General features: G+C 44.4%; 17 protein-coding genes. 16 read left to right on the forward strand and 1 reads right to left on the reverse strand.

Translation table 11 applies throughout. From position 1 onward, the window contains the following. Positions 1-39 precede the first annotated feature (39 nt). The 11 genes from KFO40_RS05170 (at position 40) to KFO40_RS05220 (ending at position 13665) form a co-directional block, all read left to right on the forward strand. Positions 40-411: a Lin0368 family putative glycerol transporter subunit gene (locus KFO40_RS05170; protein ID WP_004304747.1), complete on the forward strand. Its 372-nt coding sequence runs from the start codon at positions 40-42 to the stop codon at positions 409-411. A gap of 13 nt (positions 412-424) precedes the next feature. Continuing rightward, positions 425-904: a Lin0368 family putative glycerol transporter subunit gene (locus KFO40_RS05175; protein ID WP_004304749.1), complete on the forward strand. Its 480-nt coding sequence runs from the start codon at positions 425-427 to the stop codon at positions 902-904. 31 nt (positions 905-935) lie between these two features. Beyond that, the gene (gene xylB, locus KFO40_RS05180) at positions 936-2462 is read left to right on the forward strand and encodes a xylulokinase (protein WP_211146153.1); all 1527 of its coding nucleotides are present in this window, start codon (positions 936-938) and stop codon (positions 2460-2462) included. Positions 2463-2476: 14 nt separating this feature from the next. After that, positions 2477-3511: a zinc-dependent alcohol dehydrogenase gene (locus tag KFO40_RS05185; RefSeq protein ID WP_009000614.1), complete on the forward strand. Its 1035-nt coding sequence runs from the start codon at positions 2477-2479 to the stop codon at positions 3509-3511. 42 nt (positions 3512-3553) lie between these two features. Next, the gene (gene deoC, locus KFO40_RS05190; RefSeq protein ID WP_117514973.1) at positions 3554-4270 is read left to right on the forward strand and encodes a deoxyribose-phosphate aldolase; all 717 of its coding nucleotides are present in this window, start codon (positions 3554-3556) and stop codon (positions 4268-4270) included. A gap of 47 nt (positions 4271-4317) precedes the next feature. Next, positions 4318-6831, forward strand: coding sequence for a hypothetical protein (locus KFO40_RS05195; RefSeq protein WP_117514974.1), 2514 nt, complete (start codon positions 4318-4320; stop codon positions 6829-6831). Beyond that, the gene (locus KFO40_RS05200; RefSeq protein ID WP_211146154.1) at positions 6828-8630 is read left to right on the forward strand and encodes a c-type cytochrome; all 1803 of its coding nucleotides are present in this window, start codon (positions 6828-6830) and stop codon (positions 8628-8630) included. Before KFO40_RS05195 ends, KFO40_RS05200 begins: the two co-directional genes overlap by 4 nt. 58 nt (positions 8631-8688) lie before the next feature. After that, on the forward strand, positions 8689-9573 hold the full coding sequence (locus tag KFO40_RS05205; RefSeq protein WP_117514978.1) for an aryl-sulfate sulfotransferase: 885 nt from the start codon (positions 8689-8691) through the stop codon (positions 9571-9573). 40 nt (positions 9574-9613) lie between these two features. Further along, a complete protein-coding gene (locus tag KFO40_RS05210) occupies positions 9614-10744 on the forward strand; it encodes a PTS cellobiose transporter subunit IIC (RefSeq protein WP_117514980.1) in 1131 nt (376 codons plus the stop codon). 29 nt (positions 10745-10773) lie between these two features. Beyond that, positions 10774-13260 carry a cytochrome c biogenesis protein CcsA gene (gene ccsA, locus KFO40_RS05215; protein WP_117514982.1) on the forward strand — a complete coding sequence of 829 codons (2487 nt, stop codon included), beginning with the start codon at positions 10774-10776 and terminating at the stop codon, positions 13258-13260. A 201-nt stretch (positions 13261-13461) separates the two neighbouring features. Then, positions 13462-13665 carry a hypothetical protein gene (locus tag KFO40_RS05220; protein ID WP_004313410.1) on the forward strand — a complete coding sequence of 68 codons (204 nt, stop codon included), beginning with the start codon at positions 13462-13464 and terminating at the stop codon, positions 13663-13665. A gap of 147 nt (positions 13666-13812) precedes the next feature. Here the strand turns inward: KFO40_RS05220 and KFO40_RS05225 are convergent, their stop codons facing one another. After that, the gene (locus KFO40_RS05225) at positions 13813-14835 is read right to left on the reverse strand and encodes a LacI family DNA-binding transcriptional regulator (protein ID WP_004313409.1); all 1023 of its coding nucleotides are present in this window, start codon (positions 14833-14835) and stop codon (positions 13813-13815) included. A gap of 330 nt (positions 14836-15165) precedes the next feature. On the opposite strand from KFO40_RS05225, the gene KFO40_RS05230 reads away from it, so the two are divergent. Genes KFO40_RS05230 through KFO40_RS05250 form a run of 5 tightly spaced genes read left to right on the forward strand, consistent with a single transcriptional unit; the run spans position 15166 to position 24542 of the window. Then, the gene (locus tag KFO40_RS05230) at positions 15166-16485 is read left to right on the forward strand and encodes an FAD-dependent oxidoreductase (RefSeq protein ID WP_055235859.1); all 1320 of its coding nucleotides are present in this window, start codon (positions 15166-15168) and stop codon (positions 16483-16485) included. Positions 16486-16499: 14 nt separating this feature from the next. Next, positions 16500-18290 carry a sodium:solute symporter family protein gene (locus KFO40_RS05235; RefSeq protein ID WP_061447726.1) on the forward strand — a complete coding sequence of 597 codons (1791 nt, stop codon included), beginning with the start codon at positions 16500-16502 and terminating at the stop codon, positions 18288-18290. Between the two features lie 31 nt (positions 18291-18321). Beyond that, positions 18322-19686 carry a BACON domain-containing protein gene (locus KFO40_RS05240; protein ID WP_074909466.1) on the forward strand — a complete coding sequence of 455 codons (1365 nt, stop codon included), beginning with the start codon at positions 18322-18324 and terminating at the stop codon, positions 19684-19686. Positions 19687-19691: 5 nt separating this feature from the next. Next, positions 19692-22778, forward strand: a complete 3087-nt coding sequence (locus KFO40_RS05245) for a SusC/RagA family TonB-linked outer membrane protein (RefSeq protein ID WP_151934179.1) — start codon at positions 19692-19694, stop codon at positions 22776-22778. A 24-nt stretch (positions 22779-22802) separates the two neighbouring features. Beyond that, a complete protein-coding gene (locus KFO40_RS05250) occupies positions 22803-24542 on the forward strand; it encodes a RagB/SusD family nutrient uptake outer membrane protein (RefSeq protein WP_211146155.1) in 1740 nt (579 codons plus the stop codon). The last annotated feature ends 15 nt before the right edge of the window (positions 24543-24557 follow it).

The following is a 24557-nucleotide window of genomic DNA, read 5'->3' on the forward strand; positions in this document are numbered from 1 at the left end:
AAAACATTATTAATTAAAGAATACACCTCATTAAATAACATGAAAAAATATCTATCAACCTTTGCCGGCTCCGCTATCTGTGGTGGATTTGCATTTGGCATCTGGCCGGAACTTTGGAAGACATACGGCCTGATGGGAGGCTGGCTGGCGGCAACATTGATTATCGGCATTATGTGGTATATGAATCACTATCATGGAGCCATCCTCAATCCTCCGGGAAAAATATGGTTGGACCAAGGATGGTGCATCGGTTCTGCCGGAATCGCTTGGGGAATTGTCCGCTTTCAGGGCGATATAACCAACTTCTTTTATGCGGTACCCACCTTAATCTGTTGTCTGATAGGAGGTGCCCTGGCAGGAATACTAGTATGGAAAATCCGTTCGTGCGATTGTGCCCGGAAGATAAATTAAGGAGGAAAGAACAATGAGCGAATGGTTACAGACTTATAATGAGTTTTTCGGTATGTATCATGCCGGAATCATCACTTCTATTTTCGGAGCTTTTGCCGTCACCTTTACAGTGCTGATGAGCTGGCCTAAATTAGTAAAGGACTTTGGTCCGATAGGTGGATTTATGGCAGCCGCCCTTATTATCGGTACTTTTTGGGTAGTCAATCACAAATTGCCCGGATTCGGTTTTTCTACCGGATTGTTGAATGACGCCGAAGGCTTGCCGATGCAATTCTGTTTGATTCATCAGGGAAATCGTGGTAGTGCTCCCTGGGTAGATATGGGATGGGCGATTGCAATGGGATTTATCTTGTCCGACGTACTTTGCGCACCGAAAGGAACACGCGGAGGACTGTTGAAAGAAGCATTTCCCCGTTGGCTGGTGATTATTCTGGGTGGTATTGTCGGCGGTATTTTCGTAGGACTTACCGGATACACGAATGCGGCACTCTAACTCTATTAACTGAAAAGAAGAAAAATCATATATGTATATATTAGCACATGACTTGGGTACCAGCGGTAATAAAGCAACCTTATTCGACGAATCGGGATTGCTGATTGCTTCTCGCACGGCCGCTTACCCAACAGATTACGCTTCCGGCAACCGGGCGGAACAGAATCCGCACGATTGGTGGAAAGCCATTGTAGACACTACACAAGCACTTCTCGAACTGGTATCTCCCGCTGATATTGCCGGTGTGGCACTTAGCGGACAAATGATGGGCTGTCTTTGTGTGGATAAAAACGGTCGCCCGCTTCGTCCTCACATGCTTTATTGCGACCAGCGTTCGCAGGAAGAAGAGATGATCCTCTCTGAAAAGATAGACCCTCTTCATTTCTATGAAATCACGGGACACCGGATCAGTGCTTCCTATTCCATCGAGAAACTGATGTGGGTAAAGAAACACGAACCGGAAATCTTTGCACAGACAGCCAAGATATTGAATGCCAAGGATTATATCAATTTCCGTCTCTGCGGTACTCTAGCCACTGATCCCTCGGATGCTTCGGGTACTAACGCCTACGACTTGAACCGTTGGCAATGGAGTGAAGAAATCATAGAAGCTGCCGGACTTGATCTTTCCCTATTCCCGGAAGTCCGTTCATCTATCGACGTGATCGGTGAGGTGACCAACGAAGCTGCCCGTGAAACAGGACTGCTTGCCGGAACACCCGTAATCTGTGGTGGAGGCGACGGTAGTTGTGCCGGAGTAGGCGTCGGCTGTGTGGCTCCGGGTAGCGCATACAACTATCTGGGTTCTTCCTCCTGGGTAGCTCTGACAGTAGAAAAACCGATTGTAGACGAACAACGCCGCACCATGAACTGGGCGCACGTAGTGCCGGGCATGCTGCATCCGTCGGGAACGATGCAGGCGGCAGGCTCTTCCTACAACTGGATGATTAACCAACTCTGCCAGCACGAGCAGGCATTGGCTACTCAACTCGGACGTAGCGTGTTCGAACTGATTGACGAACAGATTCTTTCCTCTCCAATAGGTGCCAATAAACTCCTATTTCTACCTTATATGCTTGGTGAACGTACTCCCCGTTGGAATGTAGACGCCAAAGGAGCATTTATCGGTCTGACGCTGGGGCATACACATGGTGATATGCTACGTGCTGTGATGGAGGGAATTACCCTCAATCTGGGATTTATCGTCAATATCTTCCGCAAACACGTTCCCATCGACCAGGTGACGGTGATTGGAGGATGTGCGCAGAATCCTGTATGGCGCCAGATGATGGCAGACATCTATCAGGCAGAAATCCGTGTACCTAATTATCTGGAAGAGGCAACTTCGATGGGAGCGGCTATTCTGGCAGGTATCGGTGCGGGAGTCTTTAAAGACTTCTCTGTGATAGACCGCTTTGTCCGTATCGAACAGACCGTGCAGCCGATTCAGGAAAACGTGAAGAAGTATGAGGCTTGGATGCCTGTTTTTGATAAAGCTTATCACGCTTTGTGCGATATGTATACTGAAATTGCAAAAACTGAACTAGATTCTATATAAAACCTAATAATCAAATGAAAACAGTAATAGTGCCGGCTCCCGGCAAAATTGAAATACGACAGGTGGAAACTCCTGTAATCAATGCTTATCAGGCATTGGTGAAAACAGAAATGGTTGCTTTGTGTAATGCGACTGACAGTAAACTGATAGCCGGAAAATTCCCCGGAGTGGATACTTATCCATTGGCTTTGGGACATGAGAATGCCGGAATAGTAGTGGCTGTCGGTGAAAAAGTACGTAACTTTAAAGTAGGCGACCGTGCTATTGGTGGTCTTATTTCCGATTTTGGTGCGCAAGGTGTCGATAGCGGCTGGGGTGGTTTCAGCGAATATGTAGTAGTGAATGACTTTGAAGTACTGAAAGAAGAGGGACTAGCTACACCTGAACAGGGATGCTGGGACAGTTTTGAGATTCAGAACACAGTCCCTTCACATGTGCAACCGGAAGAAGCAGTCATCTCTTGTACCTGGCGCGAAGTGTTGGGAGCTTTCAAGGATTTCAATCTGACTCCGGGGAAAAAGGTGATCGTAGTAGGCTCCGGTCCTGTAGGATTGAGCTTTGTGAAGTTGGGTAAATTGTTCGGTCTGGGACAGATTGATATTGTCGATATGCTTCCCGCTAAACTGGAAGTAGCCCGTCGGATGGGAGCAGACAACGGATATACACCCGCCGAAATCAGTACTCCGGAATTTATAGCCGCGGCTAATCGCTCTTATGATGCTGTCATTGATGCGGTAGGACTGGATGTAGTCGTAAATTCCGTATTACCATTAGTGAAGATGGGTGGAGATGTTTGTGTCTATGGCGTCATGACTAAGAATCCAACTTTCGACTTATCGAAAGCTCCTTATAACTTCGACCTGCACATGCATCAATGGCCTACCCGTTCCGAAGAAAAGGCGGCAATGACCACATTGGCACAATGGATTGAAGAGGGCAGACTTTCTGCATCCGACTTTATCACGCATCGCTTTGCGATAGAAGAAATAGAAGAAGCCTTTGCTGCCGTGAAACGGGGTGAAGTATTGAAATGCGTATTGACTTTTTAAGAAACAACATATTTATAATAACTTGTTAAACGACTCAAAATAATGGAAAAGAAGAATATAAACGAAGTGATTGCAGAATTATCAGTAGAACAGTTGGCAGGTATGATCGACCATACATTCCTGAAACCTTTCGGTGATGCATCGCCTATTGAGAAACTTTGTGTGGAAGCCCGTCAGTATCAGTTTGCGATGGTAGCCATCAATCCTGCGGAAGTAGAAACTTGTGTGAAGTTGCTTGAAGGATCGGGAGTGCGTGTAGGAGCCGCTATCGGTTTTCCATTGGGACAGAACACAGTAGAGGGCAAAGCATTTGAAACCCGTGATGCCATTGCTAAAGGTGCTACTGAAATAGATACAGTCATTAATGTTCGTGCTTTACAGAAAGGACAGACTGAAATCGTAAAGAAAGAAATTGAAGACATGGTTTCTATCTGCAAACCTGCCGGTGTGATCTGTAAGGTCATTCTTGAAACTTGCTATCTGACGGATGAAGAGAAAGAAACCGTATGTCGTATAGCTAAAGAAGCCGGAGTGGATTTTGTGAAAACCTCTACCGGATTCGGTACGGCAGGAGCAACAGTGCATGATGTAGCATTGATGCGTCGTGTGGTAGGACCTACTATCGGAGTGAAAGCAGCAGGTGGTATTCGTGATCTGGATTCTGCGTTGGCATTGATTCAGGCGGGCGCTACCCGTATTGGTACATCAAGCGGTATTCAGATTGTAGAATCCTATAAGGAGCTGAAGAAAGGTTTGTAATCGTTCTTTTTTCAGGAAGGTAAATTTAAGGTAAATAAGAAGATAAAATGATAAGATCGAAATTAATGAAGCTGTTGAAGTGTGGGATGGCATGCTGTGTGTTCCTCTCCATCGTAGCATGGCAGACGAAAGACACTTCCCTTCAGCCTACCGACGCGAAAGGTTTTATCGTCGAGATTCAGAAGAAATACGCGGAAATTCAGGCGATAAAACAGAAAGATAATCAGGAAGAAACAGAAAACAAGATAAAAGCCGTGCACCGGAGATTGACGCGTGTCTATCCGGTTTATTACGACTGGTGGTTACAGGATGGAACAACGGGTGATGTAGACTGGTTTAATAAGAGTTTTAATCAGGAACTTTCCGTGCGTTTACAGAAACTAAACATCAAAGCTACTGTGACTAATACTCCGGAAAGCATCGAATCGGCTTTCCTGTCTTATCTGAAAGCGTGTGAACAAAGACGTATCAAGCGTTTGGAAGCCTTCACTGCAGATAAACCGGAGATTGTTTTCACAAAGTACAGAACGTTGCGTCCCTCTTTCTTTGCTTATACCGAAGGAGTGTCGGATGCCCGTGCTGAATGCAACTACATTGCGGGCGGTGCGTTGGCGAAATTGAAGATGAATGGAATTTGGGCGGAAGTAGAGACGCTGTTGACAGATGAAGAAGGAGTGGTTCGTGATCCGAACCTCCACTTCGACGGTCAACACTTGCTTTTCTCCTGGAAGAAGTCCCGTAAGGAGGATGACTTTCATCTGTATGAAATGGATTTGAAGACACGTGAAATCAAACAGTTGACTTTTGGAAAAGGACATGCCGATATTGAAGGTATTTACTTGCCGGATGATAATATCCTTTTCAACTCTACCCGTTGTGGAAGCACGGTAGATTGTTGGTTTACGGAAGTCAGCAATATGTATCTCTGCGATAGGGAAGGACGTTATATGCGTCAGGTCGGTTTCGATCAGGTGCACACTGTCACTCCGACTCTGTTGGATGACGGTCGTGTGGTTTATACTCGTTGGGACTACAATGACCGCGGACAGGTATGGGCGCAACCTCTTTTCCAGATGAATCCCGATGGAACAGGGCAGGCGGAATATTACGGAATGAACAGCTGGTTCCCGACAACGGTGGCACAGATCCGCCAAATCCCCGGCACTCGTAAGTTGATGGGAGTTTTTATGGGACACCATACTCCTCAACATGGCAAATTGGGTATTATAGATCCCGAAGCCGGACGTGATGAGAATGAAGGTGTCATGTTCGTAGCTCCGGTTCACAAGCCGGAACCGGAACGTATTGACGGCTACGGGAAGTTTACCGATCAGTTTCAGCACCCTTTCCCGTTGAGTGAGACGGAATTTTTAATTTCCTATACTCCGTTGGGCTATTACGTCGGACATCCGATGGAATTTGGCGTTTACTGGATGAATGCGGACGGAGAACGTGAGTTGTTGGTTTCTGATACGCGTATATCCTGCAATCAACCTGTATTGGTTGCTCCTCGCAAACGTCCGTTCCGCCGTTCGTCTTCGGTAGATTATACAAAGAATGAGGGTGTATATTACATGCAGAATATCTACGAAGGTAACGGATTGAAAGGAGTGAAGCCGGGTACAATCAAACAGTTGCGTGTGGTAGAAATCCAGTTCCGTGCAGCGGGTGTAGGCGAAGTGAATGGTAATGATAAAGGGGGAGGAGCTATCATGAGCTCTCCTGTAGGAGTAGGTAATGCAGCTTGGGACGTGAAGAGAGTGTTGGGTGTGACGGAAGTACAGCCCGATGGTTCTGCTTTCTTTAAAGTGCCTGCACGCAAACCTCTATATTTTCAGGCATTGGATGAAAACGGACGTGTCGTGCAGACGATGCGTAGCTGGTCTACTTTGCAACCGAACGAGGTGCAGAGTTGCGTAGGATGCCACGAGCATAAGAATACGGTTCCCGTAGCAGGGCATCCGGTATCTATGGCCATGAACAAAGGTATCAAGGCATTGGCTCCGGAAGATGAGATGGGTGAACGCAATTTCAGTTACCTGAAAGAAATCCAGCCTATCTGGGACAGACATTGTATCTCTTGTCACGATGGAGTGAAGCAGCCAATGAGCTTGAAAGGTGAATTGAAAGTAATGGATAAACCAAGCAAAAGAAAATATACGGATTCGTATTTGAGTTTGACCCATGCTACCCAGAATAAAGACGGAGGAGCATGGCGAGGTAATGCACACCATCCGGAAGTAAACTGGATCAGTGCTTTGTCTGAACCTACATTGCTGCCCCCTTATTTTGCAGGTTCTAACACGAGTAATCTGATTAAACGTCTGGAAAGCGGACATGGAGGTACTAAGTTGACTCCGCAGGAAATACGAAAAGTGGCTCTTTGGATTGACTTGCTTGTACCTTTTATCGGAGACTACCGCGAAGCGAACAACTGGTCGCAAAAGGATCTCGACTTCTACAACTATTATGATAAGAAGCGGGAAGCAGCCCGTGCGGAAGATCAGGAGAATATTCGTCAATACATTCAATCCCTTCAAACTAAACAAGAGAAAAAATGAAAAAGAAGATATTGATACCTGTTGGTATGGCTGCTCTGTTTCTTTGTGCGTCTTGGCAAGAAGCGGAAACGACGGTTTCACCGGACCGTTTGTTTTTGGCAGACAACGGGAAATCCTTGTTTGTAACAAACAGGGCAGGCTGTGAACTCATCAAGATGTCGTCCGACGGACAGAAAATGGAAAAGAAAGTCTCTTTCTCGTCTCCTGTCAATGCCATGACGCAGGATGCGAATGGTAAACTTTGGGTGGTATGCGACGGAAACTACGGTACGATGTACGAATTGGACGGGAAGAAACTTTCGGTACAATCCAAAACAAAAAGCGGAGCTACTCCTTCAGACATTTTGTATAATCCGTTGTCAAAGTCTCTTTGGGTGACGCAACGGTTCAACAACGAACTTTGGGAGATTGATCCGGCAACCCGTAAGGTGAAAACTAAAATCGCTGTCGGCCGTGAACCTGTGTCGATGGCTGCCTTTGCGAGTGATTCCTGCCTGTTGATTGCTAATAATCTGCCGGAAATGCCTTCTACGGCTTATCCGATTGCTGTACAACTTGACATGGTCGATGTACTTTCGAAAAAGGTTTCGGGACGTATCATGCTTCCGAACGGCTCTACGGATGTGAAGTCGGTAGCAGTGGACAAGAATCATACTTTTGCGTATGTCACTCATTTAATCTCCCGTTATCAGTTGCCTACCAATCAGTTGGATAGAGGATGGATGGCTACCAATACATTGTCTATCATTGATTTGAAAGCAAAGAAGTGGCTGACTTCCGTTATTCTGGATACTCCGCAAAAAGGAGCGGCCAATCCGTGGTCGGTCATTGTTACTTCGGATGATAAACAAATCATTGTAGCGGCTGCCGGCAGTCAGGAATTGGTGCGCATCGATCGTATTGCTTTGCACGAACGTCTTGCCAAGGCAAAGCAGGGAGAAATGGTCACTCCTTCTATGAAAGCATGGGGTAATATACCCAATGACGCGGGATTCCTGTATGGTATCCGTGACTTCATTCCTACACAGGGAAAAGGTCCGCGTTCGGTGGTTGCCACAGGAGGTAAGATTTATACAGCCAATTATTATACATCGGAACTGGTGTCTATGGATTTGAACGGCAAGAACGTGCAGAAGCAGGTTTTGGGTGCTCCGTTGGCTTTCACTAAAGTAGGTAAAGGCGATATGTATTTCCATGATGCGACCATTTGTTTCCAAAATTGGCAAAGTTGTGCAACCTGCCATCCGAATGATGCACGTATGGACGGGCTTAACTGGGATTTGCTGAATGATGGCATGGGTAATCCGAAGAATACGAAAACTCTCTTGCTTTCGCATCAGACTCCGCCTTGTATGGCGACCGGTATTCGTAAGAATGCCGAAGTTGCGGTACGTTCGGGAGTGAAGTATATTCTGTTTATGGAAGGAGAAGATGAAATCTATGAATCTATCGACGAATATCTGAAGTCTCTGAAACCTCTGCCCAGTCCTTATCTTCAGAATGGCAAACTTTCTGCGAAAGCGAAAAGGGGAAAGAAGATTTTTGAGGAAAACTGTGCAAGTTGTCACTCCGGACAATATTACACGGACCAGAAACAGTATAAGGTAGATTGGACTACCGGACCCGATAAAGGTTTGTCGATGGACGTTCCGGCTTTGAATGAGTGCTGGCGTACAGCTCCTTATTTGTATGACGGTCGTAGCTATTCGATGAAAGATATGCTTAAGGTACACGGACCTCACAAACCAGTTTCCGAAAAAGAACTGGAAGAGTTGGAGGAGTACGTATTGTCTCTGTAGTGAACTTCATCCGTGCCTGAAAAATCTTTTATATAAAACTAATTTTGAATTTATATTTATGACAAGAATATATATTGCGATTCTGGCCTTTCTGTTTCCGGCATTTTTGTCTGCGCAGACAAAAACGTTTGCAGGAACGGATTATTCGCAAGGAATTGTCTTCGTGATGGAAAATAATCAAATCGTGTGGCAACACAAAGCCCCCGATTCCAATGATCTATGGGTATTGCCTAATGGCAATATCCTTTTCACCACCGGACATGGAGTACTCGAAATGACTCGTCAGAACGATACCATCTTTCATTATGAATCTAAAAGTCCGGTCTTTGCCTGCCAACGGTTGAAGAATGGAAATACGTTTGTGGGCGAATGTATCACAGGCCGTATGTTGGAAATCTCTCCTAAAGGTAAGATTGTGAAAGAAGTATGCATCCTGCCGGAAGGAGTGAAAGAGAAAGGATTTGCTTTTATGCGTAATGCACGGCGTCTGGATAACGGCCATTTTCTGGTGGCGCATTATGGTCCGCAGTGTGTGACGGAGTATGATATGAACGGAAAAGTGGTGTGGAACCTGGATGTTCCCGGCGGACCACATTCATTGACCCGCCTGCCTAACGGACATACACTGATTGCTGTAGCGGATAAAGATCAGAATCCACGACTAATCGAAGTAACGGCAGAAGGAAAGACAGTTTGGGAATTATCGAATGCGGATATTCCCGGCAAACCGTTGAAGTTTTTGGGAGGTTTTCAGTATTTCTCCGACGGACGTTTCCTGATTACAAACTGGACGGGACATGTAAATCCGAAAGAGAAAGTACACATGTTGTTGGTCGACCGGCAAAAGAAGATACTTTATTCTTTGGAAAATACTCCGGGCTTGAAAACCATGTCTTCTGTTTATAGTATGGATATTCCGGCAGGTGTTACCTCTTATCATTAATAAAATAAAGATCATAAGAAAAAACATTGAAATTTGCACTATGAAGTATCATCGAATAAAATGTAATTTGTATAAAGCGGAAGGAAACAGTTGGGAACAGATGGCGGAAGAATTACTTTCATCCGCCGTCCGGGAAGAGAGAGTGGTCCGTTTTGTACTCTTTACACACTGTACGGATAATCAGGAATACAAGTTTCAACGTTCCTTTCTGGAACAATGGGTGGAGCGGCATTTCGTTTCTCCCCGTCCGGTCGTTTCGCTTGTGGCTCAAAAACCGTTGGTGGCGAACTTAGTGATGGAGGTACATTCATTGGTAGAAGCTGTGGATGAGCCATTCACAATAGAAGAACAGTTTACTTCTTCCTCTGTCCGTTACCTGCGGATCGTGACTCCTCACTACCGGGAGATAATAGCAGGAGGACTTTGTGCGGATGATTTGAATCTTCCTGTTCGCGAACAATCGGAACAAGCATTCAGAAAGGCTGAAGAGATATTGAAAGCGGAACAGATGAATTTCGGTGACATTGTCCGTCAGTGGAATTATCTGGAACGTATCACCGATATTACACATGGCAATCAGTGTTATCAGGATTTTAATGATGTGCGCACTCTGTTTTATGCTTCTTCGGCATGGGAATCAGGCTATCCGGCAGCAACCGGGATTGGCACACAATATGGAGGCATACTGATTGATTTCAATGCTGTCAGCGGAGAAGTGGATATCGTTCCTTTGGATAATGATTGGCAACGGGCTGCTCATGTTTATTCAGATGAGGTATTGATTAGTCATCGGGCGGATACGGAGAAAGGAACTCCGAAGTTCGAAAGGGGAAAGTCTGTGTCCGACCGTCGACAGGAAGTGATTTATATTTCCGGCACGGCTGCCATTCGTGGCGAGGAAAGCGTAACGACCGGAGATGTACTTTCGCAAACGGAAATCACTCTTGAAAATATCCAGCATTTGATCGGACTGGAGGAGGGAAGAGAAAATTTGCCAGAACATTCCGGTAAGTTAGGACTCCTTCGTGTATATCTGAAGAATGAGGAAGATGCGCCCGCTGTGAAAGCAGACCTGGATAGACTTTGTCCGGATCTTCCTATTGCTTATCTTTATGCGGATGTATGCAGAGAGGAATTGTTGATAGAAATTGAAGGGATTGCTTATTTGTAAAAGCATTGTTTATTATAAAAGAAAAACAGATGAAACTGATTCGACTGATAGCTTCACCGGTATTGATGTACATCTTAGCGGGACTTTATGCCTTGATATTGGCAGTAACCACTTTTGTGGAAAACTCTTATGGCCCCGCCATTGCCCGCGAGTATTTTTATTATGCTCCCTGGTTTATACTGTTACAGTTATTGCAGGCAGTTAATCTATCGGCTATGTTCCTTCAGGGAAGTTATTTCAAGAGAATCAGTAAAGGAAGTCTGATTTTTCATGGAGCTTTTCTTTTTATTTGGTTGGGGGCTGCTGTCACTCACTATGTCGGAGTGACGGGTATCATGCATATCCGTGAGGGGGAAACGGCAAACAGCATGATGAAAGATGAGGGAGCAGGGATGGAAAAGACTTCCCTGCCTTTCTCTGTCACGCTGAATGATTTTAGGTTGGAGCGTTATCCGGGTTCTCATAGTCCGATGTCTTATGAAAGTGACTTGGTGATTAAGAGAGAGAATGAATCTCCTTTGCAGGCAACCATTCGAATGAATAAAGTGATTGATGTGGATGGTTATCGTCTGTTTCAGTCTTCGTTCGATCCCGATGAACAGGGTACTGTGTTGTCTGTGAGCTACGATCGTCCTGGTATGCAACTTACGTATACCGGATATTTCCTGTTGTTTGTTGGTTTTGTATTTACGCTGTTCAGTAAGAAATCCCGTTTCGGACGATTACGTAAAGAGTTGGGAGAAATGAAAAATAATGCCCCTTTCTGTTTGTTGTTCTTCCTGATTTTATCCGGAATATCAAGTATGCAGGTATTGAGTGCACAACAAAAATCTGTTTCTTTGCAGCAATCACCCATAGCAGTGCAACACCCTCTTGTTGCTTCGCAACTTCCTTGTGTTTCTTCTTTACATGCCGAAAAATTCGGTAGTCTGGTAGTGCTTAATCCAAACGGACGTCTCGAACCCGTCAACAGTTATACATCTGCCATCTTACGCAAATTGTATGGAGCCGATCAACTAAACGGTATGGATTCGGATCAATTCTTTCTGAATCTGCTTTCTTTTCCCGATGAGTGGGGAGCCTTTCCTTTTATCAAAGTCGATAATAAAGAACTCCTTCAACGCTTCGGCAGGGATGGTAAATACATTGCCTGGCAAGATGTGTTTGATGCAGACGGCAACTATATCCTGGCAAATGAAATGAACACGATTTACGCCAAACCGGCTTCGGAACGAAAACGGCTGGACTCGGATTTATTGAAACTGGATGAATCGGTAAATATCGTCTATCGTATCATGCAACACCAGTTGTTACCTCTTTTCCCGGATGGAAATGATTCGCAGGGAAAATGGTATTCACCGGGTGATGATTTAAGTGCTTTTCACGGGAAAGACTCTTTGTTTGTAACAAAAATCATGGATTGGTATATCTATGAGTTAGGAAACGGAGTTCGTTCCAACAACTGGAAGGAAGCCGATAAAATCATCGAAATGATGAATGTCTTCCAACAGGCAAAGGCTAAAGTTCCCACTATTGACAATCAGAAAGTGAGAGCCGAACTTCTCTATAATCAGCTGAATCTATTTTTCTGGTGTCGTTTGGCTTACCTGATTTTGGGCGGCATCCTACTTTTCATTGCTTGCGGAGAGATTATTGCAGACTTCAAATGGGGGAGAAAACTAAGTGGTATTCTGATCGCTCTTCTGGCAATCGCCTTCCTTACGCATACGGCAGGTGTCTTGCTACGTTGGTATATTTGCGGGCACGCGCCTTGGGCGAATGCTTACGAGTCGATGGTATGCACTTCTTGGATGCTGGTAGGTAGCGGACTTCTGTTTGCCTGCCGATTCCGTATTCTTCCCGCATTAGCGGGACTATTAGGTGGAATCATGCTTTTTGTGGCAGGACTGAACCACCTGAATCCGGAAATCACTCCTTTGGTTCCGGTACTCCAGTCTTATTGGCTAATGTCTCATGTCGCTATTATCATGATCGGTTATGTATTCTTTGCGCTTTGCGCACTGACAGGACTATTTAACCTTGTATTGATGAATTTGCTTTCCGCCACCAATCGGTTGAAACTCCAGTTCCGCATCCGTGAACTGACATTACTGAATGAAATGGCAATAATCCTCGGCCTGTTCTTTATGACCGCAGGTACATTTCTAGGGGCCATCTGGGCCAACGTCTCCTGGGGTAGATATTGGGGCTGGGACCCCAAAGAAACTTGGGCATTGATTTCAATCGTTGTTTATGCATTGGTGCTTCATATCCGTTTCATTCCTCTTCTGAAAGGAAAGACCGACTGGTGTTTTAATCTGCTTTCGGTCGTAGCTATTCTTTCCGTTATCATGACTTGGTTCGGAGTGAATTACTATTTAAGCGGTCTGCATTCTTATGGAAAAACCGAAGGAGGAGATTTCTTATTGTGGATATGGGGACTGGGAGTCTGTCTTGTGTTTGTGTTGGCATTGTTTGCGCGTAAACGGTTGAAGAAAATCTCTGTTACATTTTAGTTTTTCTTTTGAGTATTATACGCCCCCCTTCACCTTTTCTCTGTCTCTTCGATGAATAAGGAGTTTGCGGGTGAAGAGTAACAATTTCACCATCTCTTCATTTGTAGCGAGTAGTTTCAAAAATAGTTTCAAGGCTTGAAACAATCTGTTTCACACCGAGAAACACTTCGTTTCGCTACTTGAAACAAAGTGTTTCCCGCCTTGAAACTTTTAGTTTCAAACAAGGTTGAAACTAATTACGAAATAGCTTTACTAATTTTACTCAATGGTGGAATCTGGAGGCTGCAATTTGATTTGATTCACGATGAAGAGCAGGTGAAGGGGCGGCTATTCACCTACAAACTGCTTGTTTATCGGCCATACAGAAGAAAAGTGAAGGAGGTGGAAGAATTGGACGTATTATAGAGAAAGAGCATTGAATGATTCAAAACTGTATAAATCTGAACTCTTCTTTTTTGTTGGTATCGTAAAAGATTACTATTCAGCAAACTTTTGTAACTTCGGTATGTTTTTCAGGAAAGTATTAAGATATAATATCTGGTAGATAAGTCATTAATATACCTCCAAACGTGGCGTCGATGCACGCATTTTGATTTCCGCATCCAACACGATTGAATGATTGGGAGATGCCGGATCTTTGATTTTCTCTAAAATAAGTTCGGCAGCTTTTTTCCCCATCTGGTACAAAGGCGGTTCTACTGTAGTCAATTTGGGATAGACTATGTTGGAAAGTTCAGTTCCTGAAAAACTGGCTACGGCGATTTCTTCGGGTATTTTTTTTCCAAGTTCCCTCAATCTGTTCATGGCTCCAATAGCCAATGTTTCCGTAAAAGCGAAAATAGCATTGAAAGGAATATTTCTTTCCACTAATATATCCGCTGCTTTTTTCCCTTCCTCAAAAGTCATACCGGTTTTTATCAGCATATTATTCTTATCAAAAGGAATCCCGAATTTAGCCAAAGCGTCTTTGTATCCTCTGACACGTTCTATGGAGTTGTAAATATCGTCCGGTCCCTGTATATGAACAATCTGTTTGCGTCCGCTTCGGATCAGACTTTCTACGAGAAAGAATGACTTCATATAATCGTCCACTATTACCTGCGGAACTTCAAGTCCATAGGGAATACGATCATAGAACACCATAGGCATTCCCGCTTGCTGTAAACGAGCATATTCCTCCTTATTCCTTTTATAACTGCAAAGGCAGATGATGATGCCATCCACCATGAATCCTTCCATCAGTTGCAGGTTCTCTTTTTCTTTTTCCGGATCTCCTCCGGACTCTGCAATAATCACCTTTATATTTTTGGTGTGAAGCACTTCTTGTATTCCGTTTATTACTCGTGAAGCAAACGGTGTAACCATTTCAGGAACGATCACTCCCACGGTATTAGTATGTCCGTATTTAAGGTTGATTGCTACAGGGTTTGGTCTATATCCCAATCTTTTAGCCGCTTCTATCACCTTTTCTTTCGTTTCTTTACGGATATTCTTGTCATCTCCTAATGCACGAGATACTGTGGAGACGGATATTGACAAATGTCGAGCGATGTCTTTTATGGTTATATACTTCATGCTGAATGATGGTTTAAATCAAAGCAAAGATATTGATTTCAAACAATAAATCCTAATATTGGAGTAAAATACGAATCCCATTTGCTTTTGTGTAATGCTTTTGTAACGTTTGCAGATTTTGGGAACGTTCCCGCAATCGTTTGCAGGCAAAAGAGTTAGGAAAAAACTTTTTTTCAAGCTCTTGTTCTTTATCTTTGTTACATCAACATGATGTCGAACTAAAGAAAAAGAACTATGAAAACACACCTCTTTTCTTATAAGTGCGGTCGAAAGCACATCAAAGTTTACCATCTATTTGAATTGGTAATAATTAAAGGATAAAAAACGGTCATGGACAAGAAAGTACGAAGTATAGAAATTTCGAAACGGGTTCCAATTGTGGGCAACTATGATGTAGTTGTCTGTGGTGGCGGACCAGCTGGTTTCATTGCGGCCATTGCGGCTGCTCGTAGTGGTGCGAAAACTGCTGTTGTGGAACAATATGGTTTTTTAGGTGGAATGGCTACAATGGGGCTTGTTACTCCTTTGAGTGTTTTCACCTATAATAGTGAAAAGGTGATAGGCGGTATTCCATGGGAATTTATCGAACGGCTGGAGAAGATGGGAGGCTGTATCATTGAGAAACCTCTTGGCAATGTAGCTTTTGATCCGGAGCTTTACAAGCTTTTATGCCAGCAAATGATGCTGGAAGCCGGCGTGGATATGTATATGCACTCTTACTTAAGCGGTTGTCAGGCAAAAGACGGCAAAATATCCTGTATCCTCTTTGAGAATAAGAATGGGACAGAGGCCATTAGTGCCGATATGTATATCGACTGCACTGGGGATGGTGACCTTGCCGCTATGGCGGGTGTTCCGATGCAAACAGATGAATGTAAACCGCTGCAACCTCTTTCCACTTATTTTATATTAGGCGGTGTGGATACAGATTCGCCCATGATAATTGATGCCATGCACCATAATAAACAAGGGCAGAATTGTCATTGCATTGCAGTTCGTGAGAAACTTTTGGCAATGAAAGAGAAGCTTGGTATCCCCGAATTCGGAGGTCCTTGGTTTTGCACCACTCTTCGTCCGGGCGAAGTAACGGTTAATATGACCCGTACTGCAGGAAATGCCATTGATAATAGAAATTTTACCGCAGCGGAATGTCGCTTACGGGAAGACGTATTTAAAATAGCACGAATCTTTAAAGAGAACTTTGAAGAGTTTAAAAACAGTTATGTGACGACCGTCGCCGTACATGCCGGTATTCGTGAGACACGTCGTATCAAAGGTGTACATACCATTACAGCAGAAGAATATGTGAATGCTTATAAATATCCTGATAGCATATCACGCGGCGCACATCCTATAGATATCCATGTCGCTGCAGGTGCGGAACAGAGCGTAACTTTCCTTAAAAAAGCGGCGTATGTACCTTATCGCGCTCTTATAGCTGAAGATTTCCCGAATCTGCTCGTAGCAGGGCGCTGTATTAGTGCTGATAAGACTTCCTTTGCGTCACTTCGCGTTCAGGCAAGTTGTATGGGGGTAGGACAAGCCGCAGGAGTAGCAGCCGCACAATGTATAAAGGCAGGTGTGACCGTACAAAAGGCTGATATTCACAATCTCATAGAGGAATTGAAGAAACTTGGAGCAATTATATAAAGAAGAACCAGAATATGGAACAGTTAGATTATATTATTATTTTACTCTACTTTCTCGGACTGATTGCCGTGAGTGTTGTGATGTCCCGGAAAATCAAAAACTCCGAAGATATGTTTATTGCCGGGCGAAATTCTTCGTGGTGGCTGTCGGGAGTCTCTTCCTACATGACTATCTTCTCGGCAAGTACCTTTGTCGTTTGGGGAGGCGTTGCTTATAAATCGGGACTTGTTGCGGTAGTTGTTGCACTTTGTCTTGGCGTAGCATCGTTTATTGTCGGTAAATGGATCTCGGGCAAATGGAGGGAGCTACGTATTAAATCTCCGGGGGAGTTCCTTACCATCCGGTTCGGACACCGCACGGTAAGTTTTTATACGATTTCAGGAATTATAGCCCGTGCGGTGCATACGGCAGTGTCTCTGTATGCGGTAGCGGTTGTGATGTGTGCATTAATCAAAGTCGATGGTGGCAGTATTTTTGCAAGTACAGGTATGATGGGCGATTCACCGATGGGTTACCTAAGTATTTGGTGGGCGCTTCTTATCCTTGGTGCCATCGCTCTTGGATACACCATTGCCGGAGGATTTCTTGCGGTACTAATGACTGATGTAATTCAGTTCGGAGTACTTCTGGCCGTGGTTGTATTTATGATACCTCTTTCATTTAACGCAGTTGGAGGCGTAAGTGCATTTATTGATAAGGCCAGTGAGATACCGGGATTCTTCTCGGGCACATCTCCGACCTATACGTGGGGGTGGCTTTTACTGTGGATATTTCTCAATGTGTCCATGATTGGCGGCGACTGGCCGTTTGTACAGCGATACATAAGCGTGCCTACTGCAAGAGACGCAAAAAAGAGTACTTATTTAATCGGACTTCTTTATATCGTCACTCCTCTCATCTGGTATCTTCCTACCATGATTTATCGTGTGATGGAACCCGGACTTGCGCTTGATTTGGATGCAACCACAATGACTTTCAACGGCGAACACGCTTATGTGAATATGAGCAAACTCGTGCTTATGAAAGGAATGGTCGGCATGATGTTGGCAGCGATGCTATCGGCTACATTGAGTAATGTTTCGGGCATTTTGAATGTATATGCCAATGTATATACCTATGATATTTGGGGACACAAAGAGAAAAACCGTCAGGCAGATGAGAAAAAGCGTATCAAGGTAGGACGTCTCTTCACATTTGTCTTTGGACTTGTGATAATTGCCCTGTCAATGCTCATTCCTTTTGCCGGAGGTGCCGAAAAGGTGGTAGTAACCCTTCTTACTATGGTGATGTGTCCTTTATATATTCCGTCGATATGGGGACTGTTCTCGAAGCGGCTGACAGGCAACCAACTTATTTCTGCAATGATTCTTACCTGGCTCGTTGGTATTATGGCTCGCGTCATAATTCCCGCCTCCGTTATTAGTCCAAGCCTTATAGAGTCAGTTGCCGGTTGTGTACTTCCTGTACTTATCCTTGCAATCATGGAAGTTTGGTCGGCACGTAAAAAGTATGAAGATAATGGTTATCAAGCCATTTGTGAATATACTGATCCTGAAGCCGATCGCGAACCGACATTAAAGGAGAAAAAAGCGGTATTAATCTATTCGCATTTGGCTGTTAACTGCTTCTGTATTACCATTGGTGTCGTTGCGCTCTTACTGATAGGTCTGCTTATTGCTGGCGATCCGAAGACTCTTGCGGTCAAAGGAATTGTGATAGGAAGTATCGTACTGATGATTGCCATGATACTTGCTTATGTGATATACAGAATTATATATGCAAGACGTCTGAAAATGTCTAGCTAGTCAATTATTAATAACCCTAAATACTAATCAAATGAATCTAAAGATGTTATTGTTTGCAAGTGTGTCGCTTGTGCTTTTTGCATCTTGTCATAACTCGGATGAACCGTATATGACACTCGCGACAAAGACACTTGATGTAGAAGCAGAAGGTGGGCTTTTCACTGTTGACCTTTCATCTAATGTCTATTACAGAGTCAATAACGATTGCCAGACCGATGGAAGCGATAGCCATTGGGCAGTTGTTGATTCGCATGAGACACAAGGTGAGATTACTAAGTTTACAATCAAAGTCTCTGAAAATTCATCGACTAGTTCACGTGTCGGTGCCATTCGTTTCATTGGCGATGATGTAACTCCTCTAAAGCTGGTTATTACCCAAAAAATGATTGTTCCGAAAGGTATCAGTCCTATCACCGAATCGATTGACGCAACTACAACAGAATCCTCGTTCAAAATCTTTGGAGATAAAGAGTGGAAGGCTGTGTGTACAGATGCGGATGTGACCGTTTCTCCTGCAAATGGGGTAGGCGAATGTGATATTAAACTTACTTTCCCGGAGAACAAGACATTTGCCAAAAGGACAATTAAAGTAACGGTAACCATCCAGGATGATACAGACTATACCTATACTCTTGTACAAGATGCTTTCTCGGGCATTTTGGCTGATTGGGACTTGAAGAGTTTAACTGCCAACACAAGTGGAACATTTGCTGATGATGAGGCACAGTCTGTATTCCCGGGAACCAATGGCAAGTATCTTGCTCCGAGTGCCGGAAGTGGTAAGATTGAGTATTGGGCATGTGACCGGACAGGTTATGTAGCGCAGACTGCCGTATGCAGCCGTGCCGTAGGTGGTAATGGTGACCCGTATGTATCAGGAGCTATTCCGGGTGATTATTGGTATGTCTATGGGGATATGAAAGGTACGACCATTCCTGCCGGTACCAAGATACACTTCTATTTTGTGACCAAATTAGGAACGATGTGTTCCAACTACTGGATGATCGAGTTCAAGGATGGAGAAGAATGGAAACCGGCTCTTCCGACTTCGACTCTTCAGGAAAGTGCGACAGAGACACTGTCGGGTGCACCTATCAATTATTCGGCAACTATTACCTACAACTTTGCGGGAATGTTGCTCGATGAAAAAAACAATGGCGCATATATCCCTGCCGAAGGAATATTTACCACGACTAAGGATATGGATGAGATTGTGTTAAGATTTGGACAGGCAGGCCGTCTATGTCTTAATGGCGCCAAATTCGCTGGAAAGTATATAGACTGTACACACGCAAGCGGCCAGACACGTTTTTCAGCGCAACATCCGAGTAACCCTGAAACAGGTGAGGCAATCAGAGAATATAACGAACATGTATTGCTTGAAATCGTAGAATAAATAGTATGAAAAAAAGTATATTAAGCCTGTTATTGGCATGTTTCCTGCAAATCAATCTGGCTTTTGCACAGAATGTAATGAAGGGTGTCGTTAGCGATGCCAATGGTCCTCTTGTCGGAGTGGTGATCCACGATAAAGACAATGCAAAAGGTACTACCTCCGATATGTCGGGAAAGTATGCGCTCAATGGCGCTGAATCAGGCCATACAATAGAATTCCGTTATCTTGGTTATGTGACCGAGACTGTGGTATGGGATGGTAAAAGTGTAGTAAATATAAAACTTAAAGAGGATGCTGTACAACTTGAAGAGACGGTTGTTATCGGCTATGGATCTGTAAAGAAGAAAGATCTTACAGGTGCGGTTGGTGTAATCAACAGTTCGCTTATCGAGAAACAGAGTACGTCTCAACTTTCACAATCTTTGCAAGGACTGATTCCGGGACTGACGGTTACCCGTTCGAGTAGTATGCCGGGAGCGAGTGCTACGGTTCAGGTGCGTGGTGTGACAACAATGTCTGATTCGAGTCCGCTTATCCTTGTCGATGGTATGATGGTCAGTAGCCTTGACAATATAGCAAGCGAAGACGTACAGCAGATTACTGTACTTAAAGATGCAGCTTCTGCATCCATCTATGGTGCCCGTGCTGCTGCCGGTGTTATCTTGATAACGACTAAGGAGGCAACCGAGGGACAGCTTTCGATCGGTTACAACGGAGAGATTTCGTTGTCTTCTCCTACCGAATTTCCGAAATTTCTGACAGACCCTTATCACTACATGACAATGTACAATGAATGGTCGTGGAACGATGCCGGTAATCCTGCGGGAGGCGAATTTGCCAACTATTCACAGGACTACATCGACAACTATGCTACCAACAACAGGTATGATCCCATTCAATATCCTATCTATGATTGGAAAGACGCTATTCTTTCGAATACCGCTATGCGCCATAAGCACAACTTAACCATGACGTATGGCAACAAGGTAATCAAGAGCCACACTTCCGCTACCTACGAAAATGCCGACGCTATCTATAAAGGTTCAAACCACGAAAGAATCTCTATCCGTTCGCGTAATAATCTGAAGATTAGCGATAAACTCTCCGGTTCTATCGATTTCTCGGTACGTTATGCCACGAAAAATGACCCGACTTCCGGTAGTCCGATTCGTGCAGCTTATATGTATCCTTCCATTTATTTAGGACTTTATCCGGACGGTCGGGTAGGTCCCGGTAAAGACGGCAGTCTTAGCAATACACTTGCTGCTTTATTGGAAGGCGGAGAGAAGAAGACCGTATCCAACACAATGACCGGTAAATTCTCTTTGAGCTATAAGCCCATAAAAGATTTGACCCTTACTGCCAATCTGACTCCTACCGTCGGAACTGTTTCGATCAAGGAGATGAAGAAAGCTATACCTGTTTACGATGCATACGAAACCGATGTTATGCTGGGATATGTTTCAGGATATACTTCCAATTCGCTAAGTGAAGAACGCCGTAACATCAAATCATTGGAGAAACAATTCATCGCTACATACGACAAGACCTTCAGCAAGGTACATAACTTCAATGCCATGGTCGGTTATGAAGATTATAGTTATACGTATGAAACGATGTCGGGATCGACCAACGATATGTCTTTGTCTTCTTTCCCTTATCTTGATTTGGCGAACAAGAATGCTCTTGCCGTAGCCGGCAATTCTTATCAGAATGCATACCGTTCATTTTTTGGCCGTGTCATGTATAATTACGACAGCCGTTACTACCTCCAGCTCAATGCTCGTGAAGACGGATCTTCACGTTTTCACAAGGATCACCGTTGGGGATTCTTCCCGTCCGCATCGGTGGGTTGGGTCATCTCTAATGAGAAATTCATGCAAAACATAACCCCGATAAACTATCTGAAGTTCCGTGCCTCTATCGGTACGCTCGGTAACGAGCGGATTGGAAATTATCCTTACCAGACATACATATCGTTCAATAATGCCATTATGTATGACAGTGCAGGTTCTACGCCCCAATCATTGATGTCTGCCGCTCAACAGGATTATGCGTATGAGAATATCCATTGGGAGAAAACACAGAGCTGGGATATAGGTGTGGATGCCGCTTTCTTTAACAATCGTCTTGACTTTAGCGCAGACTATTATTATAAGAAGACAACAGATATGCTCTTGTCGGTGGCAATCCCGTCGTTTACAGGTTATTCGGCACCTGACAGGAACGTAGGTAAAATGCACACCCGTGGTTGGGAGGTGAAACTCGGCTGGTCTGACCGTATCGGAGATGTAACTTATGCAGTAAGTTTTAATATCTCTGATTACAAGTCTATAATAGATAATCTTAATGGCAAGCAGCAGTTTAACAGCGATGGTACCATTATTACCGAAGGCGCAGAATATAACTCCTGGTATGGATATAAGACTGCTGGTTTATTCCAGACCGCAGAGGAAGTCAGTGAAAGCGCTCTGCTTTCGGCTTCTACCAAACCGGGTGATGTGAAATATGTAGATGTCAGCGGTCCGGACGGCACTCCTGACGGAATTATCAATGAGACATACGACCGTGTAGTGCTTGGCAGCTCATTGCCACACTATCTATATGGAGGTTCTATTAGTTTGGGCTGGAAAGGTCTCTCTTTCTCCCTACTCTTCAATGGTGTCGGGAAACAACTTTCACGCCTCACCGAAAGTATGATTCGCCCCATGCAGGGACAATGGCTTCCGGCTCCGTCGGTCCTTCTGAACGACAATGGCAGCCGTAATTATTGGAGTGTGTACAACACTGCAGAACAGAACGCGGCAGCCAGCTATCCCCGTTTGAGTCATCAGGGCGGTGAATACAACAACTACAAAATGTCGGACTACTGGCTCAAGAGTAGTGCCTATATGCGTATAAAGAATATCAACGTTGGCTATACAGTTCCTAAAAAAATCGTCTCTAAAGTCGGAATCAAGGGACTTCGGGTGTACGTCAATATCGATGATCCATACTGCTTTGATAGTTATCTTTCGGGATGGGACCCTGAAGCAGGCGCTTCTACCTATATCACACGCACTTATACATTTGGAGTGGATATCAAATTCTAATGGAGTATGAAAAAATTACATAATATGAAAAAAATACATGTACTGATTTGCATGATAGCTCTTCTATCTGTAACTTCTTGTGTGAACCTCGATCTGAATCCTCCTTCAGCTGCATCCAGTGAAAACTGGTTCTCGTCACCGGAGGAAGTTCGAATCTCGTTGAACGATTTTTATCGCAGTACTTTCTTTGTTATAGAAGAAGGTTGGACGCTGGACCGTAATACGGATGACTGGGCACAACGAACCAACATTTATACCATTGCGGCAGGTTCACTAAATGCGTCTTCTACAAGTAATCCTAACATCAAGACTGTTTGGAGTTACACGTATAAGAACATTAGTCGTGCCAACCGGATTTTGGAGGCACTCGACAAACTTGAAGGCAAATATTCCACCACTGAACTGAATACGCTTCGTGCCGAAGCCCGTTTTTTCAGGGCGTTTGCTTATTCACGTTTGATTACTCTTTGGGGAGATGTTCCTTTCTACGTGACTTCGATTACTCCGGAGGAAGCATTTGAGATGGGGCGTACCGACAAAGCTGTCGTTCTGAAACAAATTTATGAAGATTATGACTATGCCGCAGAAAATTTGCCGGCCGCAAATAATAATAGCGGCGCCACCCGTGTGGACAAAGGAACGGCTTATGCTTACAAGGCTCGTACCGCTCTCTATCAACACGACTACGGGACTGCCGCAAAGGCTGCGCAAGACTGTATAGATCTGGAAGTATATGACTTGGCCCCTGATTATGGAGAACTTTTCCGCGACAAGACAAGAGGAAGCAAAGAAGTTATCTTCTCTGTTGCTCACTCAAGCGACCTTGAGTTGGATGAAAACGGTAAACCTACTACACAGGCTATCGGTTCCTTTATTGCCCGTTCGGCAGGCGGTACACATAATGCGCAACCTTCGTGGGAACTTCTTGCTGTCTACGAAATGACGAATGGCAAGACGATTGATGAACCGGGCAGTGGCTTTGATCCTCACGATCCATTTGCCAACCGCGATCCCCGTTGCTTGGAAACATTTGCAGCTCCCGGCAGCCGTATCTATGGTATTGAGTGGAATCCTGCGCCGAACGCACTCGAAGTAATGGACTATACACAAAATCGTATGATTACAAACAAAGATTCCAAAGGCGGTTCGGATGCTTCCAACTGTGCTTACAATGGTTGTTGCCTGCGCAAAGGCGCGCAAGAGTCATGGCGTACTACTTTGTATAACGACAACCCCGTCATTCTTATGCGTTATGCCGATGTTTTGTTGATGTATGCCGAAGCTAAGATTGAACTGGGGGAGATTGACGCTACTGTCCTTGCTTGCATCAACGATGTCCGTGCCCGTGCTTATGGCACCACCCGTACACAAACCAACGACTATCCGTCCATCACGACAACCGATCAGACGGCATTGCGCAAAGTGCTCCGCCGTGAGCGTCGTGTGGAGTTTGCATGGGAAAATCTGCGCTATTTCGACTTGCTTCGTTGGCATCAGTTTGAGAATGCTTTCGGACACAATATGTACGGATTTACCCGTACAGCCAACAGGGCAAAGGAATACTTTGCGGCAGGCAACTGGTTTTGGCCGGAGACTCCGACATTTGACAAAGACGGATTTCCTTCTTTTGAAGCGATGGCCGACGGAACCTATATCGTCCAGCATGGTGAACGTAAGTATGATGAGAAGATTTATTTATGGCCATTACCAAGTGATGATGTATTGATAATGAATGGAAAACTTGTTCAAAATCCAGGGTACTAACTTTATTAAATAAAT

It is taken from the genome of Bacteroides sp. 1001302B_160321_D4 (assembly GCF_015667765.1).
GTDB lineage: Bacteria > Bacteroidota > Bacteroidia > Bacteroidales > Bacteroidaceae > Bacteroides > Bacteroides xylanisolvens.